This is a genomic window from Nostoc sp. LPT (assembly GCF_017115165.1).
Classification (GTDB): Bacteria; Cyanobacteriota; Cyanobacteriia; order Cyanobacteriales; family Nostocaceae; genus Nostoc.
This window is the reverse complement of the sequence record NZ_JABXKF010000095.1, coordinates 1-19842: the sequence shown is the minus strand read 5'-3', so window position 1 is coordinate 19842 and position 19842 is coordinate 1. Positions and strand designations below refer to the sequence as shown.

Annotated in this window: 18 protein-coding genes and 3 pseudogenes; 14 read left to right on the top strand and 7 right to left on the bottom strand. The window is 40.1% G+C overall.

The window, feature by feature from the left end; all coding sequences use genetic code 11:
- The first annotated feature begins 241 nt into the window (after positions 1-241).
- Positions 242-730: a PEP-CTERM sorting domain-containing protein gene (locus HWQ58_RS19005; protein ID WP_292865857.1), complete on the top strand. Its 489-nt coding sequence runs from the start codon at positions 242-244 to the stop codon at positions 728-730.
- 976 nt (positions 731-1706) lie between these two features.
- On the opposite strand, the gene HWQ58_RS19000 is transcribed toward HWQ58_RS19005, so the two are convergent.
- Complete coding sequence (locus HWQ58_RS19000) at positions 1707-2396, bottom strand: class I SAM-dependent methyltransferase (RefSeq protein WP_292865854.1); 690 nt, start codon at positions 2394-2396, stop codon at positions 1707-1709.
- A gap of 140 nt (positions 2397-2536) precedes the next feature.
- Here HWQ58_RS19000 and HWQ58_RS18995 point away from each other — a divergent pair, with 140 nt between their 5' ends.
- A complete protein-coding gene (locus HWQ58_RS18995) occupies positions 2537-2824 on the top strand; it encodes a hypothetical protein (protein ID WP_292865852.1) in 288 nt (95 codons plus the stop codon).
- 261 nt (positions 2825-3085) lie between these two features.
- Positions 3086-3829, top strand: coding sequence for a hypothetical protein (locus HWQ58_RS18990; protein ID WP_292865849.1), 744 nt, complete (start codon positions 3086-3088; stop codon positions 3827-3829).
- 71 nt (positions 3830-3900) lie between these two features.
- On the opposite strand, the gene HWQ58_RS18985 is transcribed toward HWQ58_RS18990, so the two are convergent.
- Together HWQ58_RS18985 and HWQ58_RS18980 are read right to left on the bottom strand one after the other, a co-directional pair.
- Positions 3901-4644, bottom strand: coding sequence for a gamma-glutamyl-gamma-aminobutyrate hydrolase family protein (locus tag HWQ58_RS18985; protein WP_292865846.1), 744 nt, complete (start codon positions 4642-4644; stop codon positions 3901-3903).
- Positions 4637-8155 (bottom strand): NB-ARC domain-containing protein, encoded by a 3519-nt coding sequence (locus HWQ58_RS18980; protein ID WP_292865843.1) that lies wholly within the window; start codon positions 8153-8155, stop codon positions 4637-4639. The genes HWQ58_RS18985 and HWQ58_RS18980 overlap by 8 nt, the downstream gene beginning before the upstream one ends.
- A 484-nt stretch (positions 8156-8639) precedes the next feature.
- On the opposite strand from HWQ58_RS18980, the gene HWQ58_RS18975 reads away from it, so the two are divergent.
- From HWQ58_RS18975 to HWQ58_RS18960, 4 genes are all read left to right on the top strand, one after another.
- Positions 8640-8930, top strand: coding sequence for a hypothetical protein (locus HWQ58_RS18975; RefSeq protein ID WP_292865840.1), 291 nt, complete (start codon positions 8640-8642; stop codon positions 8928-8930).
- 212 nt (positions 8931-9142) lie between these two features.
- Entirely contained in the window at positions 9143-9385 is a 243-nt protein-coding gene (locus tag HWQ58_RS18970; RefSeq protein WP_292865837.1) for a hypothetical protein, read from the top strand.
- Positions 9386-9718: 333 nt separating this feature from the next.
- Complete coding sequence (locus HWQ58_RS18965) at positions 9719-10033, top strand: hypothetical protein (protein ID WP_292865834.1); 315 nt, start codon at positions 9719-9721, stop codon at positions 10031-10033.
- Positions 10034-10041: 8 nt separating this feature from the next.
- Positions 10042-10221 carry a hypothetical protein gene (locus HWQ58_RS18960; RefSeq protein ID WP_292865831.1) on the top strand — a complete coding sequence of 60 codons (180 nt, stop codon included), beginning with the start codon at positions 10042-10044 and terminating at the stop codon, positions 10219-10221.
- A 90-nt stretch (positions 10222-10311) separates the two neighbouring features.
- Here HWQ58_RS18960 and HWQ58_RS18955 read toward each other — a convergent pair.
- Positions 10312-10482, bottom strand: a pseudogene (locus HWQ58_RS18955) (type II toxin-antitoxin system VapC family toxin); the annotation flags it as partial.
- Positions 10483-10510: 28 nt separating this feature from the next.
- Positions 10511-10750, bottom strand: a complete 240-nt coding sequence (locus HWQ58_RS18950; RefSeq protein ID WP_292865828.1) for a hypothetical protein — start codon at positions 10748-10750, stop codon at positions 10511-10513.
- A 230-nt stretch (positions 10751-10980) separates the two neighbouring features.
- Between HWQ58_RS18950 and HWQ58_RS18945 the strand changes: the two genes are divergently transcribed.
- From HWQ58_RS18945 to HWQ58_RS18915, 7 genes are all read left to right on the top strand, one after another.
- Complete coding sequence (locus tag HWQ58_RS18945) at positions 10981-12114, top strand: substrate-binding domain-containing protein (protein ID WP_292865825.1); 1134 nt, start codon at positions 10981-10983, stop codon at positions 12112-12114.
- 589 nt (positions 12115-12703) lie between these two features.
- Complete coding sequence (gene nifH / locus HWQ58_RS18940) at positions 12704-13672, top strand: nitrogenase iron protein (RefSeq protein ID WP_292865822.1); 969 nt, start codon at positions 12704-12706, stop codon at positions 13670-13672.
- Between the two features lie 543 nt (positions 13673-14215).
- Complete coding sequence (nifE, locus tag HWQ58_RS18935; RefSeq protein WP_292865819.1) at positions 14216-15691, top strand: nitrogenase iron-molybdenum cofactor biosynthesis protein NifE; 1476 nt, start codon at positions 14216-14218, stop codon at positions 15689-15691.
- On the top strand, positions 15691-17001 hold the full coding sequence (gene nifN / locus HWQ58_RS18930; protein ID WP_292865816.1) for a nitrogenase iron-molybdenum cofactor biosynthesis protein NifN: 1311 nt from the start codon (positions 15691-15693) through the stop codon (positions 16999-17001). The genes nifE and nifN overlap by 1 nt, the downstream gene beginning before the upstream one ends.
- A gap of 234 nt (positions 17002-17235) precedes the next feature.
- Positions 17236-18342, top strand: coding sequence for a type I restriction endonuclease (locus HWQ58_RS18925; RefSeq protein ID WP_292865813.1), 1107 nt, complete (start codon positions 17236-17238; stop codon positions 18340-18342).
- A gap of 87 nt (positions 18343-18429) precedes the next feature.
- Complete coding sequence (locus HWQ58_RS18920; RefSeq protein WP_292865810.1) at positions 18430-18798, top strand: hypothetical protein; 369 nt, start codon at positions 18430-18432, stop codon at positions 18796-18798.
- Positions 18799-18923: 125 nt separating this feature from the next.
- Positions 18924-19286 carry a hypothetical protein gene (locus HWQ58_RS18915; protein ID WP_292865807.1) on the top strand — a complete coding sequence of 121 codons (363 nt, stop codon included), beginning with the start codon at positions 18924-18926 and terminating at the stop codon, positions 19284-19286.
- Positions 19287-19492: 206 nt separating this feature from the next.
- On the opposite strand, the pseudogene HWQ58_RS18910 reads toward HWQ58_RS18915, so the two are convergent.
- Positions 19493-19642 (bottom strand): annotated as a pseudogene (locus HWQ58_RS18910) (ABC transporter permease subunit); the annotation flags it as partial.
- A gap of 27 nt (positions 19643-19669) precedes the next feature.
- Positions 19670-19789, bottom strand: a pseudogene (locus HWQ58_RS18905) (IS1 family transposase); the annotation flags it as partial.
- Positions 19790-19842: the final 53 nt, after the last annotated feature.

Sequence of the window (19842 nt, the reverse complement as noted above, 5' to 3'; positions counted from 1 at the left end):
CTTGATTTAACTGGGTTTCTACTCAGCACTCAGCACTCAGCACTCAGCACTTTGCTATATTAGTCATTTGTCCTTTGTAATCACAAATGACCAATGACTTATGACTCTTGACGACCATAACAAAAATTTTCACAATCTCATTTAGGATTGCTATAGGCAAGATTGATAATACTATTTTTCCTAATTTCCGTATAATACACGGGAGTCTTCTACAAGATCCGCGATCGCGCTAACGACTTCCATGACAAATCTAGCTTTATCTGCCATAGCCCTCGTCACCATATCTGGATTAGTTTTCGGGACAATGCCAGCCGCTTCTGCTTTAAGTTGGAGTTGGAATTATTCTGGTACTAGCGTAGCGGCAAACGGTACTTTTAAGACTAATGACACCCCTAACGATTTGGGTTTTTACTTGATTACTGGAATTACTGGTACACGAAATGGTGAAATAATTACTGGTCTGCAACCCGCCGGGACTCCAATGCCAGGAAACGAACCTTTTGATATTGATAATTTAATTAGCCTTAATACTCAGCAGTTAACGGGTAAGGGTTTTGCGTATTCCACTTCGGGAGGAAATTATTCTAGTCCATTTTTCGCTAGTTTTTTGCCGACACCAGGTTATTTAGAGGTTTTTTCTGCGCCAACTAGACCAGGTTTTGAAAAGTTAGGATTAGAAGATAATGAGTTACCCATTAGTTTTTCTGCAACCCAAATTACTGTCCCTTAACCCACTTCTATTTTTAGCTTACTGATCATCGGCACTCTGGGCGCACCTCTAGTACTCAAACGTCACAAGCTATTCAAATTCACTCATAACAAGCTCAAAAAAGTTTCCTACAACCATTTGTAGGGTAACTTTAACTAAATACAGTTTTGCGTAAAAGCGTAGCGTTGTTAATGCAGGGGAACGTATTAACAAAGCGGCCGTCGCATTAATAATGCAAGCCGACACATTCACAATGCAAGCCGACGCATTGGCATTGTAGGATATTGCCTTTCTTTAATTCGCTATGAATTAATGAAATGCTGTACTAAGTGTTGACGTTCGGTCTTAATATGTTTCATCGAGTGTTGGGAAAGGCAGTATCTTCACAGTTTATTTACCTGTGCAAACAGCTTATTCAAAAATGTTATCAGCATAAAAAATTTGGAAAATCGAGCTTCATAATTCGTACCGAAATAACTTACCTACTTTATCAAAAAAACTGATAATCAAGGCTTTCAGTTATTCAAAAAAGGAACTTATTAATGCGTGCCTCTTAAGGGAAGTTTTACCAAGATTCATCTGGTTCAGGTGGACGCCAACCACGAGTAGTTGAACTTTCATCACCTAGTCGATCAATTGCCCCAGAATCGCTATTGAGAAATTAATCTAAATTTTCATATCCACTTGGATAATAAGAACCTGATGTAGATTTGATAGTATTTTCCTTAATTATTATGCTTTCATCAGGTTTGAGATGAGCATATTCTGGGTAATGCTCATTTTGGGATATAGGAATCATATTTGATTTCTGAAAAAAGTACGAGATAATACTGAGGATTATATCTGTCTAATAACAAACAATGATAAACCAGCATCTACAAGCCGCGTTTAAAATAGAGCTATAGTCGTTAGAAAAAATAAAAATGATTAAAATTTGATTCTTAACCATCGTCACTCAAGCAACCATTAGATGAGTGTCCAGCATTACAAATTAATTCTAAAACTTCGTATTATTAGCATAGATAAAATAATGGTCTGTCACTTTTACATCGGCTTTAAAACCAACTTGTATCAGATACTTTTGCAGTTCATCTTGCTGATAAAAAACTTTCACTATTTGAAATTCTTGCCCATCATTTAACTTCCGGCTTTTGTAGATACTGCCATCATCATTCAGAATATGGTTATTAGCTGTAGATGTCGGTTCAAAGCGCGAGTCAACAATAAATACTTGTCCACCGACACGCACAGATTTATAAACTTTTAGCAAAAACGATTTCAGTAATTCTGGCGGCACATGAGATAACCAGAAAGAGAAAAATACTAAATCATATTCAGCGTGCGGTTCCCAGGAAAATAAATCAATTTGGTGATATTCTACTTTTTGTGAATTTAATTTGTTGCGATTAATTTCAATTACTTCTTCGGAGGCATCAATTGCAGTAATTTTATGTCCAATTTTTAAAAGCTCTTGTGTCCAAATTCCGGTTCCACAGGCTAATTCTAAGATTTCCTCAGCTTGGACAATTTGTTGTAAACCCTGTTTGACAATATCAACTTCTTTAAACCAACGCTGGTTTAGTTCCTCACCGCGATCGTAACGACCAAGGCGATAAAACCACTGATCGTATTCGTTGGCTCTAGCACGATAGTAGGCAATTTGTTGTTGCAGAATTTGATTGGTCATTGCCAGCTTATCATCTACTCTCATCAACTCTAGATAAATTTTACAGCTAAAAGTTCTGCTGACTCAATAGCAGCAGATGAAGTATTATCCCAAGGGAAGTGGCTCAATCAATTTAAGCGGGAAATTTATCTGACCCAGAATTGAAAAAAACTCGCAATGTAGTTTGGATTCACCCCAAGGATGCCGAAGAATACCACCAAGCCGATTTTGACGGCGACCAATTAATGGTCAGCCCTGCCAGTAAACTTGATGAAATTAAAGTGTTGGGTATCAAATACAATCACTTCGCCAATGAAAACTTTGCTAGTAAGCAATGGAAAAAGCACAGCGTTACTCTGGAAGTAGGAGTTTTTGAGTTGCCCGAATCTCATCCAGAGTTTTATCTTACAACGGTACACCGATATTACAGATTGATGGCAAAAATTTAGGCACTTTTGCTCCTGATAGTCCGAAACTACCGATTGGTGCGTGAGTTAGAAGCGATGATTTTAGAGAGGGAACGATCACTTCACAAAAAACATGAATTATCACATAATGGACACCATGTTAGCAGTCAGAATATTGAGTTGAACAATCCTAATAGGAATTTATACCGAAAGACGAGAAGAGATTTTTCCCTTAATTACTTTAAAGATGAACTAATTCTTAGTCATTAGTACAAACCTTTAATTATTTACGCCTTACTACTTATGCAAACTCCAAATGTTGAACAAATATTTCAAGATGTTTTAGATGAGCTTTACCAAACACATCTGCCATCCAAACATCCTTTTTTCTCTCGTCTAGCTCTGTTGCCACCTGAACAACTTCGTTCTCCCGATTTATTAGGAGAAATTTACCTCAGATACCAAGCAGCCTGCCATGCAACTCGTGTCATGGTATACTTTATACCGCACTTAAATAGTCCTGCGCTCAGAGAGCGGAAGCTCAGAATTATTAGTGACGATGATAGTTGGCAAAATGGTGGTATTCACCATTATCAATTAAGTCAAGCTTTTGCTAATTTGGGAGCAAAATTGACTATCCCAGATGAAGAGTTTGGCAGTTTAGATGAATTACAAAAATACCTAGACCCTACTACTGCAAATTTTGTATCTTTAGTGCAGAATATTTATCCGCAGTCTCTAGGCCCTTTCTGTGTGGTTGAAATGTTTGCTCATGATTGGATGCAAGCATTAATGAATGCGCTGGCTCATTGTTTTCCATTTATTAAACAAGAGCCATACTTTACTGAATGTTTTGACCAAGGTGTTGAAGAAAGACACGCCCAAGAAGCAATAGAATTAACCAGTATTATTCTCAATAAGTTACCACAATTATTGACTCCCACAATTGAGGGTGCAAACATGATGGCTATGGCGTTAGATCAATTTTGGTCTGGATTAGATAATTTATTGCAAGACATTCATCCTCATCCGTGCATCTTACTGTAATTTTCACTTGGGGGATGAGGGAGATGAGGGAAATTTTCACCCAATCCCCTGTTCCCAATCTTCAATGCCTTTTACGCTGTTAATAAATTTTGTTCAATATATGTGGCTTGAACAAAAGCTTGAAAAATTCTTTTATGATGGGGATCGTTAACTGAAAGCTCTGGATGCCATTGCACACCAATTGCCCAAGGGTGATGTTCATGTTCCACTGCTTCAATTACCCCATCTTCTGGGGCATGGGCTACAACACGCCAACCATCTGGGACTTTGTGTACTGCTTGATGATGCCAAGAAACTACCGATATATGAGTATTCTGAACAAACTTAGCTAGACGGCTTTCTCCATTTATTTTGACTAAATGTTCTGTGGGTAAACGCTTTCCAGGTTCAGGATCTATCCGATGTAATACTGAATTACCATAAACCTCTGGGACGTGGGGAATGAGAGTACCGCCAGAAGCAACGATGAGAATTTGTAAACCTCGGCAGATACCTAACACAGGTAAATGATGTTGCATAGCATATTTGGCTAATTGCAATTCAAAAGCATCGCGATCGCTATCTACAGAATAAATACTGGGGTGATCTAAACCTTCATACCACACAGGGTTAATGTCTCCACCACCGGATATGATTAAACCATCCAAAGGCTCTAATAATATTGCCGGGTCAGTTTCACCGGGTGGTAATAATATAGGAATACCACCTGCGGTGCGGACTGCATCTATATAAACACTTGGCAAAGAAAACGGTAATGCATCTTGCCGACCATAGGTTGTAATGCCAATCAACGCTTTTTGAGACATTCTACTCATCGTCTTTCTTTGCTCCTAAGGTTTTTAAAGTTTTAATTTGAGCTTCTGTGAGATTCACTACACCTGTGATATCCATCCCTTCACAGAGTCTGGGAGACCTAAGTGTTTTTTTTAGCTCTCCTGTTTCTATATGCCAAAGCATAATCGTGCCATCTTCACTACTACTAGCAAGAGTTTGACCATCAGCACTAAAGACTACAGACCAAATTCTTTCTTGATGTCCGCTCAAAGTTCGATAGAGTTTAGCGGTTTTGATATCCCAAATTTCAATGATTGGGTTTCCCCCTGCACTTGCCACAAAACGACCTTTAGGGCTAAAAGCTACAGTCCGCACCCAACCAGTTTTTCCTTTCAAGGTTTGGATACACTCACCTGTAGTTACATCCCAGAGCTTAATCGTGTGGTCTTCGCTACCACTCACAAGGGTATTACCATCTGGACTAAAACGCACAGACCGTACCCATCCATCGTGACCAAAGAGAGTTTTAAAGCATTTACCTGTATCTACATCCCACAATTTGATTGTGCAGTCTTCGCTACCACTAGCTAAGATACTGCTATCTGGACTAAAAGTTACAGACCAGAGCCAGTTTTTATGATTCTCTTGAGTTTGGCGATATTCACCTGAATGAATATTCCATATTCTTAATATTTTGTCATCGCCACCACTGGCTAAATAACGACCATCTGGACTAAAAGCTACAGTCAAAATGCGATCAAAATGGTCTACTAAAGTTTTGCGATGTTGACCAGTTTGAGTATCCCATAATTTGATAGTTTGGTCGTCACTACCACTGGCAACCATACTACTGTCAGGACTCAAGGCAACTGCGCGTATTCTATTGCTATGCCCTGCCAAAGATTTACTTTCACCTGTATCTAAGTTCCAGAGTTTAATAGTTTTATCGTCATTGCCACTAATTAAGATATTACCACTGGGATGAAAAACTAGAGACCAAGCCCAATCTGTGTAACCTTGAAGAGTTTTGAGACATTCACCTGTATGAGTATCCCAAAATTTCACAGTTTTGTCATCGCTACTACTGATTAAAGTTTTACCTTCAGGATCAGTAAAGGTAACAGACCAAACTTTTTCTGTATGTTCTGATAAAGTCCGGTAGCGTTTGTTAGCATCAATATCCCACAAAATTACCTTATGGTCTTCACTGGCACTAGCCAAAATGCGAGAATTTGGTTCTGGGCTAAATGCTAGCGATCGCACTCTTTGCCTATGTCCTAGTAAAGTTTGGAGATACTTGCCGCTATGAATATCCCAGAGCCTAATGGTATGGTCATCACTACCACTGGCTAAAATCCTACCATCAGAGCTAAAGGCAACTGTACGTACCCGCGCTGTATGTTGTCCTTCCAGAGTTCTTATGTAATTTCCCGTATGTGCATCCCACAAAATTACTGTCCTGTCACTACTTCCACTAGCTAAAATTTTGCCATCTGGACTAAAAGCAACTTCACGTACCCAATGAGTATGTTTTTCGAGAATTTTCCAGCATTCAGCAGTATGAACATTCCATAGTCTAACTGTTTTATCTTCGCTACTACTAGCTACTGTTTTTCCATCTGGGCTAAATGCTACTGACCAGACTCTTTCTTTATGTCCTTGTAACGATCTCAAAAATTGACCAGTTGTGGTATTCCATAATCTGACAGTTTTATCGTCACTACCACTTACTAAGATTTCTCCATCAGGACTAAAAGCCACTGATCTAATCCAATTTGTATGCCCTTCTAAAGTTAAAAGTTGGTGACCTTTAGCATCTCTGAGGCGAACTTCACTTTTAGTATCACCCAAGGCAATCATCGATTTTTTCGAGTTATATGCCACTGCCAAAACAATCCCAAAAGACTCTGTAAACCGTGTTTTGTTTAAGTCTGCATTAACAAATTTCACATCACGTAAATCTGCACCTCTTAAATATGCCTGCCATACCGTGAAATTGGATAAATCAAGCCCAGATAAATTGTAATTATGATAGCGTAATAAATCTAAAATATTACCCACAAGATATCCTTTGGGTAAATCTCTAATTTTTTGCTTTTGCTCCTCCAGGAATTTAACTAGTTTTGCGTCTAACTCATTAACATTTTTAGCAATTGGTTTAATAATTAATTGTATCTGGCTATTTCTTACATAGTCTTGGGCAGTAGCTTTAGCTAAAGCAAATCTATTAATAAATTGCGTCTGTCCAGAATTTAGCTCTTTACTTACCTGCCGAATCAGAATACCAGTCATATATTCTAATACGACATTTTGCAGGGTAAATTTACCATCAGCGGCTTCAATTAATGAGCATCGTTTCAGGTTTTCTAAGGCATTAATCACATCAAAATATATTGGTTTTTCGGTAATATCCTCAAATAACTCTATAGGAGATACTGGCTCTCGATTAATTGCCAACCAGTACATAATTTCTTGTTCTAATTCTGTTAGGTGGGTAAATTGCTGCTCTAATAAACTTTCTATCCCTACAAACGGTGTCAAAGTAATTTCTTGAGATAAAAATTCCGAAACATTTCCGCTAAATAAATCTTGAATAAAAGTAGAGACTATTTTTAAGGCTAAAGGATTACCACTGTATAATCTTACTAGTTTTTGTATTTCCTGGTCTGTACCAGTAAGTTTTTTAGCCTCCAAGATTTTCATTACTTCTAAATCTTTCAAACCTGGGAGTGGTAAATAATCAATTAGCAAATTTTCACCTTCTTGCATCGCAATTTTTTTCGGTTTTATCCGACTTGTAAATACTAAACAACTTTGGTGATGTAATTCGCCGATACGCTGAATTAAAATACTATAGTCTTGATATTCATCACGGTATTGTTCTCCATAGGAGCCATCCGCCAGGATTGATTCAAAATTATCTAAAATTAATAAACAACGGGAAGACCTCAAGTGTTCCAGCAGACGTGTGATTTTTTCATGAATATTACCTGTAGTATTAATTTCTTCTTGATTCGACAAAAATTTAATGATCCCATTCAGTATTGTCTCTAACTTGGGAGCCTCCCGGAGACTACGCCAGATAATATAATCAAAATCTGACTTTAATTCTGCCGCTAATTTCACGGATAAAGCGGTTTTTCCCAGTCCACCCATTCCCAGCAACCCCACAATCCGACACCGTTCGTTGACGATCCATTGTCGGAGAGTAGCTAATTCCTCGGTACGTCCGTAAAAAGTGACAGTATGCGGTGCTTCTCCTAAATCTTGTTTAGTGTTGGAGGAGCTTTTCTCAGCCACAGGAAGTATCTGATGAGAGGTTCCGTTGATGAGTTCTGGTTTGTATTTAGCAAATAATGTGACTAATTCGGATTTTTTAGTGACATCAAATGCTCTATATAGTCTTTCTAGGTACTTTCTGACTGTCGCTGGCTGAATAAGCAGAACTTGAGCGATCGCTTCGTCTAACTCCCCAGCCAAAACTAAACGCAACACCTCTTGGCGACGTGGCGTTAGTTTATCAAAGGTTTCATTCAACTGTTGTTGATTCATATCGTTTGGTGGCTTTCCACCTAACATCCGATTTAGTGACTAAGAATAGCTTACAATCTAAAAGCTTTTGTGACACTTGTCACTTGTACGGAAATCTTGATTTTTTGAGATACTCAATTGATTGGGAATGTGGAATATAGTAACGTGCTGATTGCTAAGGAGCCTTGAACCAAAAGGCTTTGAGCAATCTACACTCTGCTCGCGTATTTGACTACAGCCATACAAATAAAATTTCTCACTTAACTGCTTGACAGTAATCGGATCGGTATGAGATAGTTCTATACATGAGATTGGTGTCACATATTGCGACACTTAGTTGCTAGAAAAACACAATTAAAAACTGCCCACTCAATCATGTAAGCAAATCCCCTGGTAGATTCTTGTTCACAAAGGTGACACCTTTCTTTTTAGCAATTGAACGGTTGACACATTTGTTATTTTTAACTGAGAGTCTAGCACTGGTGTAGCATAAGGTTACGTAACTATGCCCAGAGAAACTAGCGAAGCGAATGAAGTTGACAGAATTGTGACTCGGCTGCTGGTAATTCTTCTTACTTGTTGGCATGAGACTGGATTCGGTCACATAGAAGTTAAAAGCGAACGAATTAAGCGTGGTCAAATTGTGGTGACTATCATGGGTTCTACCCACTATCGATATGTCATCAATAACGAGGATTTACAGAATTGGTTGATGGAGGAGAATAAATCGGATTACGCTACAAGTGAATCCCAAATCCTAACACAATTAAATAAGTATCAGCAAAAAACTGAATAATTAGATATTCTTCTCAAAAATAAGTAAAGCTTAGGTATAGTTGTGACGACTAACCAATAGCAAGACGAAGAAAATACAGTCGAAAATGTGCAACCCCTAGCCATGATAAATGTGATTTTTACAAGGCAGGAAAAGTTAGATAAACTTTTCCTGCCTTATATTGTAAGGGTTGATTGATAGAAAAAGTTAGCAAATTTTTGGAGAGCAAAAGTATGAAAACTCAACAAGAAAACAAAAACAACTTCTTATTTCGGTTAGCTTCAAGATTTTTAAAATACCTGCTACTGTTTGTATTTGGCTTGGCGATTACCTTTGTTATTTATAGTATTGTGGGATTAGGGGGTGTGACTCAAATGCTGTTACCTGTGATTGCAGACTTGTTGGCAAAATTGACTATTCTTCTAATATGTTTGTTTGCCACTGCCATAATTTTTGAGTCTTTACTAAAAAAATAAATTGCTCGGCATCTCATAGATGGCTAATGATTCAATACCGTTCAGTTAAGGCTAAAAATCAATATCCATGTAGGTTGAATTGAGCAATAAAATTTCACCTATGCGAAGCTTAATGTTTTGCACTCCGCTCATATCCAACCTACAATATACTTAACTTTGACTGAAATGTATTGCAATACACTAGGAGGCCAAAACTATCTTAGTTTGATTGGCATTACTATGAACTAGAAGCAGAAGTATTGAATCTTAAGATTTTAAGGTCATAGCCAAGTTATCTATTGGCAGATGCTGAATATTGAGGGTGCGGTTGATGAAACCAAATGGATCAGAAGTATGAAATTTAAATCCTCTGCACAATTCATGAATAACGAACCAACTCCTAGAGATCATTCCACAATCGAACTATCCATTACCCAAGAACGCTTGCGCCAAGCACGTTACAGTTTTAACCTGTCCTTGATTGCCACCACAGTATCTTTCTTTATTGGCTTTGTAGGCGCTGGGCTAATTTTGTCAAATAAAATTCCAGAAGGAACTGTTGCTGCTGCTGGAGGTTTGGTTTCAAGTGTACGTTGCATTCAACTTGCTAAGGACGCAAACGATAGACTTGACAAGATTTTAGCAGAAATAAAGAACGAAAAAAATTAACTGCTAAAATGACGGAATTGACTTCCCCTCTGCAACTATACCAATTAGCGATCGCTCAACTGAGAGCATCCACTTTTGGCGATCGCCAAAAGTGGACAAGACCCTTAATCCTGGTTAAGTCGTCACCCCAAGAAATCTTACCGATGGTTGTCATGTTTATTCTGAGTTTTATGAGAAAAATAGCTTGAGGATATTTGTTCATAAAACTGCGAACTTTCAACATTAGCCAACTGGACAACTTATAAATCGCCATTTGGTCTAGCTGTTTCCAGATGTGCTAATATCTCTATATTCTTGGCTACCTGTTGAGAACAATAAACGCCTTTATATAGTTCTGAAACTACAATGATAGAGAGATAGCATTGGCTGAAAAAACGATTAAATTTAGTAACAGCTTCGGGATTTTCGTTCAGCAGTGCAATGCAAATATTGGTATCTAGTAGATACAGTAGCCGTTATCCAGATTATCAAGTGAGTCTATAGTTCTGCCTTGATATTGCGATCGCGTTTGCAGCATACTAAAAGCACGGTGCTAGATACTGCGTTTTTCTGCGCTTGGTGTAAGTTTTGGAAGTTTTCGGTGCTGACTGTCCAAGATGCGGTAATCTCGAAACCAGCATCAGTGAGGGATTTTGCTAAGACATCCCACGACCGGAGTTTTTGTGGTTGAATTGCACTGCAAAGGCATCTAAAACAGTCGGTGTGCGAGTTCCCCAAACCTTCTCACAAGAATTATAACAGTAAAAAGTAACCATCCGCAAAAATAATTTGCGCTTTGCAAGCAAATTTGCAATTTCTGTGATAGTCTTTTTGTATGGGGAATCAAGACAGCGAAAGCACAAAAAGTCTTCAAAGAGAAATGATATAAACTCAAAGACAAGACTTTCGCCTTGGCAGATGCAATGTTTAAATCCGCTACGGCTTTTTGAAACCAAGAGACAAAGCCAATGAAGCAGGATAGTGACCTCCGTAATAACTTGAAGTCGATTAGAACTCGCTTAGGCATGAGCCAACAAGATTTGGCTAACATCGCTAATGTGACTCGTCAGACTATTAGTGGTGTAGAGTCGGGATTATATGCTCCCTCAGTAGCCATAACACTTCGTTTGGCCAAAGCGCTTGGCTGTCAAGTTGAGGATCTGTTCTGGTTAGAGCGGGATTTACCTGAAATTGAAGCTGTTCTTGCCAAACCTGTTCTTAATGGTCAGCAACTGCGAGTTAGCATGGCTCGTGTGGGAGGACAATGGATAGCTTATCCCTTGATTGGTAAGGATGCTTTTCGCCAAGATATGATTCCGGCTGATGGTAATGCTGAGACTTGCACAGGTACAAATAAAATTCGAGTCCGTCTTTTAGACGATAATCTCGACACACTTCACAATACTGTTGTGATTGCTGGTTGTGCCCCTGTGATTTCACTATGGGCAAGAGCCACCGAACGCTGGCATCCCCAACTACGAGTCCAATATAACTTCGCCAATAGCATGGCTGCATTGCACAGTCTATGCAGAGGTGAGGCGCACATTGCTGGGATGCATCTGTACGATCCTGAGACTGGTGAGTACAATACTCCCTTTGTTCGAGATGTTCTGGCTGGCAGGGAAGCAGTTCTGATTACCCTTGGTGTCTGGGAGGAGGGACTTTTATTGAAGTCAGGGAACCCAATGGGAATTAGAACAGTTACTGACTTAGTGGCTGGGGGAGCGACTATTGTCAACCGCGAAACAGGTTCCGGTAGTCGAATGCTTTTGGAACAAACACTCCAAAAAGAGCAGATACCGTTCGATGCTGTTCAGGGCTTTGATAATATACTCAAAAGTCACCAAGATGTTGCCCAAGCTGTAGTCAGAGGAGTTGCCGATGCTGGTATGAGCACGGGATCTGTAGCTACCGCTTTTGGGCTGGGATTTATCCCTTTAAATCAGGCACGATATGATTTGGTGATTCTCAAGAAATATCTGGAAGAAGCACCTGTACAGCAGTTACTCAGTACTTTGGGACATCGGATGGTTCACTCCCAATTTGAAATTCTCGGCGGTTACGATATCAGCAAAATCGGGGAAGTTGTAGCGACTGTTTAGGGTGGATTGTAATGGTTGGTTGTGTGGTTAAAGGAAAATTTGGCGTAAATTTAAATCCTGCTGCAACCACTCTTTAGGTATGAGCAACCTTCACGAGATTACAACAACTGATAATGCTGAATTCGTAATTCGGAGTGAATTTGAGTTTCCAGTTTGGAATCTATAGCTTTCTTTTTTCCAATTGGTATTATACCAATTCAATTCATGACTGCAACACATACTTGGATAAAGATGCAATGAATTGCGTCTCTACAAATGGTCTATTTGTCGCTTTCTTTTTTCCAATTGGTATTACTACCGCTAGAGAAATCATTTGAGTGTCTGGTAATACTTGCAATATTCCTTGAGTGATGTCTTATCGCTCTAGCATTAGTCAGAAAAAATAATGACTAATAGCCAATGAAAATTGACCAAAACTTGAATATGTTCTTTCTTCGGACTCTTTTTGCTGTAGAACGATCGCCTCCAACGACGTTCTACATCAGGTCACTGCTGTAATTTTACAGCGCGAGTACCTCCGTAGGCACTTTGTGCCATCACCTCATAAACCAAAAGACCCACCAAACAAACAATCACAGGATTAATCATCATGTCCGACGAAAAAATTAGACAGATTGCTTTTTACGGTAAAGGCGGTATTGGTAAATCTACCACTTCCCAAAACACCCTTGCCGCTATGGCAGAAGTGGGTAAACGCATTTTGATTGTCGGATGTGACCCCAAAGCTGACTCCACTCGTTTGATTTTGCACTGTAAAGCTCAAACCACCGTGTTGCACCTCGCTGCTGAACGAGGTGCTGTGGAAGATATCGAACTTGAAGAAGTAGTTATCAATGGTTTCCGAGATATCAAATGTGTGGAATCTGGTGGTCCTGAACCTGGTGTAGGTTGCGCCGGTCGCGGTATCATTACCGCCATCAACTTTCTTGAAGAAAACGGTGCTTACTCAGATGTAGATTTCGTATCTTACGACGTGTTGGGCGACGTTGTGTGCGGTGGTTTTGCTATGCCAATCCGTGAAGGTAAAGCCCAAGAAATCTACATCGTTACCTCTGGTGAAATGATGGCGATGTTTGCTGCTAATAACATCTCTCGCGGTGTTCTCAAGTACGCTCACACTGGTGGCGTGCGCTTGGGAGGTCTAATTTGTAATAGTCGTAATACTGACAGAGAAGACGAACTGATTAGCACATTGGCGGCCAGATTGAGTACTCAGATGATTCACTTTGTTCCCCGCGACAACATCGTGCAACACGCAGAATTGCGCCGGATGACTGTTAACGAGTACGCACCCGATAGCAATCAAGCTAATCAATACCGGATATTAGCGGACAAGATTATCAACAATACAAATCTTGCCGTTCCCACACCTATTGAGATGGACGAGCTAGAAGATTTGTTGATTGAATTTGGTATTCTCGAAAGCGAAGAAAATGCTGCAAAACTGATAGGTGCCGCCAACGCTCAAGCAGATGGTGAGAAGAAGCTAGAAGATGCCCAAGGCGAAGCACTAGAAGCACTGAAAAAAGGAAATGTAGAAATAGTTTCCGGTAGCTAGAAAAAGAAAGTAAAGTTCTTATTTAGACTCAGGTGCTAAATACAGAGTCAATATTAGGTGGGCTATTTTTGCCCACCCTCTCACCGAAACAGTGCTGAGTGCTGAGTAAAAAGTAAAATTAGACCGACTAAGCATCAAATTAGTTTTGAGTAGCGAATACCTCGGCTAAGAGTGGGAAGATTCATTAATACTACTTATTCATTACTTCTTACTCAGGACTCAACCACTCATCACTCCTGAAAAATCTTTTAAAATGGAGGTAATCGAATAGCCAATCTTAACTTTTGTTTGTTTCAGCTTCACCGTGCTAACACTAATTTCTCAAGGTCTACACAGCAACATTAATACTTTAATAGTCTAGTTGGTGTTTTTGTTTTCTCCTTCTCTAACCTAGTTGGTGTTTATGTTTTAGGGGATGGAAAATTCCCTTTTTCATTCCCTTTTATTCCATCCTTTAGATACACGATTAATAAATGAAAACCTATAAAATTTTTTGGAAATTCTCTTAACACCTAGTAACTTCTACTTATTGTCACCAAACAGATGAATCCCACCCCAGGACAAATTAACGATTCGCTCAGTAACTCCAATTCTGAAGATGCTCCTCAGCAGCAGAAACTGCATAAAAAAAAGTCCTCTACACAATTACCCCAACCTGGAACTACTCAAGGGAGTTGCGCTTTTGATAGTGCAATGATTACCCTAGTACCAATCACCGATGCTGCTCATGTAGTTCACGGGCCAAGTGGCTGTGCTGCCAGTATTTTGGGAAGTTACAGCAGTCTCTCCTCTGGTTCGATGCTGTACAAAATACGTTTTACCAGCGACATCAATGAAAACGATATCATTTTCGGTGGAGCCAAAAAGCTGTACAAAGGCATTTTAGAATTAGCAAGACGCTACAAACCGGCGGCGGTATTTGTTTACTCCACTTGCATCACCGCCCTGATTGGGGATGACATTGAGGGAGTTTGCAAAGATGCCACCGAGAAAACAGGAATACCTACTATTCCTGTACATTGTCCTGGATTCATTGGGAACCAAAATTTGGGCAACCGTGTCGCTGGTGAAGCGATACTAGAACACGTTATTGGAACAGCTGAACCAGAGACTAGTACACAATACAACATCAACCTAATTGGTGAACATAACATCGCAGGTGCAATATGGAATGTTCTACCGTTATTGGAGAAATTAGGTATCAGAGTTTTGGCAAAAATCACAGGCGATGCTATCTACAAAGAAGTTTGCTATGCTCATCGTGCCCAACTTAACGTCATACTCTCCTCCAAAGCACTCATCAACGTGGCAAAAGGGATGGAAAAAAAATATGGCATTCCCTATATTGAAGAGTCTATCTATGGTATAGAGTCAATCAATCAATGTTTAAGGAATATTGCGTCAAAGTTAGGTAATTCTGATTTGCAGGAACGTACAGAAAAGTTAATTGTAGAAGAAACTGCTGCAATAGATGAAAAACTCGCTCTGTATATTACCCGATTACAAGGTAAGCGCATTATCCTTTCTATTGGAAGTTTCAAGAGTTGGTTGATTATCTTTGCTGCTAAGAAATTGGGGATGGAAGTTATTGCTATTCTTACTAAGAATAATACTGAGGAGGATAAAATTAGAGTCAAAAGTTTGTTGGAGCAAGATAGCATAATTCTAGAACAAAATACTCCTGAAGAAATTTTACAAATAATTAACTCTAATCAAGCTGAGATGTTAATTGCTGATAAACGCTATCAAGATACCTCTCTCACAGCTAGAATTCCATTTCTAGATATTAATCAAGAACGCAACCATCCTTATGCAGGGTATATAGGAATTTTAGAAGTAGCACGAGAACTGTATGCCGCCTTTTACAACCCTGTATGGGAGCAAGTATACCAGCTAGCCCCGTGGTCAGAGGATGGGGGAGATGAGGGAGCAGGGGGAGATGGGGGAGATCGGGGAGATGGGGGAGTAACAGTAATATCCCCCTCATCCCCCTCATCTTCTCTAGAGGAGAACATTTGATGGCAATTATTAGCGTTACGAGTACATCTGTTGCAGTTAATCCCCTGAAGCAAAGCCAAACTGTGGGTGCAGTTTTAGCCTTTTTGGGGTTGAAGGGAATGATGCCTTTATTACACGGTTCTCAAGGCTGTACTGCTTTGACTAAGGCAGTATTAGTACAACATTTCCGTCAGACGATTCCCCTTTCCAGTACAGCAATGACTGAAGTTGCAACCATTTTGGGTGGCGAGGAAAGAGTTGAACAAGCAATCTTGACTTTGGTGCACACATCCAAACCAGAAATTATCGGTCTTTGTAGCACTGGATTGGTGGAAACTAGAGGCGATGATATGGGGCGCTTTGTCAAGGAGATTCGCCACCGTCACCCAGAACTGGATTATTTACCAATTGTACTTGTCTCGACACCTGATTTCAAAGGTACATTACAGGATGGCTTTGCTGGTGCAGTTGAGAGTATAGTCAGGGAAATTCCTCAAAAAAGCGACAAGCAAGACGCTTGTCCTACACAAATTACTATTTTGGCGAGTTCTGCCTTCACACCAGGGGATGTACAGGAAATCAAAGAGATTGTTACCTCTTTTGGACTTGTACCTATTGTTGTACCTGACCTTTCTGGCTCATTAGATGGTCATATAGAAGATTCTTCTAGTGCCATTACAGCTAATGGCACAAATGCAGCACAGTTGCGCTCAATTGGCAGTTCTGTATTCACTTTGGCACTAGGTGATAGTATGCGGGCTGGGGCGCAAATTTTGGAGCAGAGATTCAATATACCTTATGAGGTATTTGGTGAACTGACGGGACTAGTAGCAGTAGATAAATTTCTGCAAGCTTTGGCGGATATCAGTGGTGTCAGCGTACCAGAGAAATACCGCCGTCAACGCCGTCAGTTACAACATGTGATGTTGGAGAATCATTTTTACTTTGGTTGCAAGCGAGTTTCTTTGGCGCTAGAACCAGATTTACTTTGGTCAACAGTTGCTTTTTTGCGATCGCTAGGAGTTGAGATTCACTCAGCAGTGACAACAACACGCTTTCCTCTGCTCGAAAAACTGCCGATTAAGAGCGTCACTATCGGCGATTTGGAAGACTTTGAGCAATTGGCGGTTGGGTCTGATTTACTAATTACCAACTCTCATGGAGTAGCGATCGCCCAACGCTTAAAAATTCCTCTCTATCGTCAAGGGATTCCCATTTTTGACCGCTTAGATTATGGTCAGTTCACCAAGGTTGGCTATCGAGGTACTATGCAACTTTTATTTGATATTGGCAATCTGTTTTTAGAGCAGGAGATAAAAGTTAAGCATTAAACACAACCAACTCTAACTATTTATGAAATATTACCAATAATATTGGTAATATGTAGCACTAGATACAATCTCACCGATCAACTTCAGCTTTGATAGTTACTGAAAAGCCGTATACGTCCATTGGTGAATATACCAACCAATGTTCAGCAAACTAGGCGCGAGCTTCTGCATTGACTCAAATAAAATCTTCTACTGTTGATGAATCCAGCACAGCTAAAAAAAACAACTGCCAAAGTGAGTCGTGTTACAAAAAAACTTCGCCGCCGTTTTGATTCCACACAATCTGCGATGCCTGCGGCGGTCACTGAGTCTTGTCGTACCACTTCCCTACGGGAGGCTACGCGAACGTGGAAGCAAGTTACGCGCAGCCTCTCGCAGAGAAGTGCGGGCATACCCCTACCCCTACTCAAAAGCCAGCTACGTGTTGGCGGAGCCTCTGTCTTTGACATGCTACGCAAACGCCTAGCATCCCGCAGGGAAGGTAGAGAAGCGATGCCTGCGGCGGGCAAAGCCATCGCACCATCTGCGCTCACTTGGTTCGAGGTCATTGGCTACACAGTTTTATTAGAGTCAGACATTACTCTAGGTAAGCACCAGATAGGGCGGAGTAGTTATAGTGATGTGGTTTTGTGTCAGCGCCTCCATAACGCTTTGCAAAAAATTAACCCGACAAAACTGGATGAGGCGATCGCCGCAGCTATCCATCAGGTTACTTGTACAGAGAGTTCCCACTTGCTGGAAAATAACCGTCGCTTTCACAAATTATTGACCAATGGGGTGGAAGTTGAATACCTGTATAACGAAGAAATAGTTCATGACTTTGTGTCGCTCATTGATACGTCTAATCTACTGAACAATAATTGGCTAGCTATTCATCCCTTGACTGTAGTTGAGGGGAATTATACTCACTGTCCTGATGTAGTTGTCTTTATCAACGGTTTACCCTTGGCAGTTATTGTCTCGATTCAGCCAAGTGATGAACAGGCGATTTTCAAAGAAGGTAAAGAGAGAATTCAAACCTACATTGAACAAATACCAAAGCTGTTTGACTACAATACATTCCTAGTTATTACTTATGGGAATCGGGCACGAGTCGGTACATTAACCTCAGATTGGCAGGAGTTTTTACCCTGGCGCACCATTGATGGCGAGGACTTTCCTGCCAAGGGCGCAACTGAACTAGAGGTGCTGATTCAAGGCATTTTTGACAAACGGCGTTTGCTAGAGCAAGTATTGCACTTGATAGTGTTTGAGGAGAAGGGAAGCAGCATTAGTAAAAAATTGCTTCGCCGACCTTTTTGTACTACACAGTACCCCAAAAAATCTTTGCGCCAAGGCTGATAAATGCTGAGTTATCAGTGATTAGTAGAAAAACTAAATCACAATTCAAAATTCCCAATTGTTACTTTCAGCATGAAAGTTATAACCATGAACACAAGTTGGTATGAACAAGAGCTAGTCAAAGAATTCAAAACGGTTATTGCTCATTCTTTCCCACAAGTCGATGAATTACTAAAACAGTGTCATGTTAAACTCATCGAGTCTTATTGGGGAAGACCTCGTGTTCACTTTCTGCCATACTTCACAATTTATTGCCCTGACAATCTGATTGCTGCTGTCAAAGCCCAGATATCTATACTCAGAGAAGTAGCAGAATATGCGGGATTAGTTGAGGTTGTCTGCCTAAATGCTACACATCTGCTGCGAGATCCGATGTCGAAGGTAAAGCAGACAGATCCTCGTTTGTGGTTAGAACTGCAATGGCTTGCAACACAAGAACAAGAACATTTACTATGATTTCCCGACTTTGGGTGCAACTACAAAAGTGCTTATTGCGCCATCTTTAAATAGATGGCGTGATTAAAACACGCAGGAGCATTGTATTTTTTTGACTAATAATTCCCAATCCCTAGTTATTTGCTATGAATAAATCCCCCCTTCCCGCAGATGATTTGCCTCCAACTGGAGCACCTATACTTAACGAGTTATTCTACAGGCAACTAGAAGAAGCTACTTGCAGGCGATTTTATCAAGCCTGTGGCCCAATTATGCGAGTTTTACTATCAAATTGTCACTGGTATTTCAAGATAAATACTAGTCCTCTGATGTTACTCATTATCTGCTATGACATAGAAAGTTATCTGCATATCGTCGATGCTATTCCCCAGTTCATCAAAAAGCTGAAGCAGTTTTCCAATAAAGCCAAAATTCACCTTTTTTCACCAGATTATAAAGGAGAACCTTGGGAAATCGAGATTGAAGAAACATCAGATGATGAAGCCTAGTCAAACAGGTAAATGACGGAGTTGATAGGTTCAATAACTTGGAGGCTACAACCCCAATCAAGTGCTTGCACCTGATTTGATGATTAAAAGACAACACGAGAGAAGTTCTTGCACCCGGTTAATTGGGCGACACCCACAGTAGTGGGATGCTCAAAAATATCGTATTTGGAGCCATAATGCACTGCTAAACCATGTTCCAAGGGCAGTGCTAGAGGTAGACTGATGCGCCAGAAGATTGTCACTTCCGTTGCGCCAAGAGTTCTGGCTACCCGCAAGAGATTAGTATCAATCTGTTCAAACGCTCCCAATGCAGTTTTATACATTAACGGGAAGGAAACAATTGTAGCTGCGATCGCTTCAAGCTTGCGGGCGCATAGCGCCCGCAGCGCCACCGAACCGTACTTAAGATAATATATTACTAATCGAATTGAATGCCTAAGCATTTCCTCTGATTTTGAATAACAAAAAGTCTTACGATGTAAGCGAGCAAGATAATGTCTTATACCAATTCTCTAAAAGCTGGCTACAGATAAAGCTACCAAAATATATTGCCTTC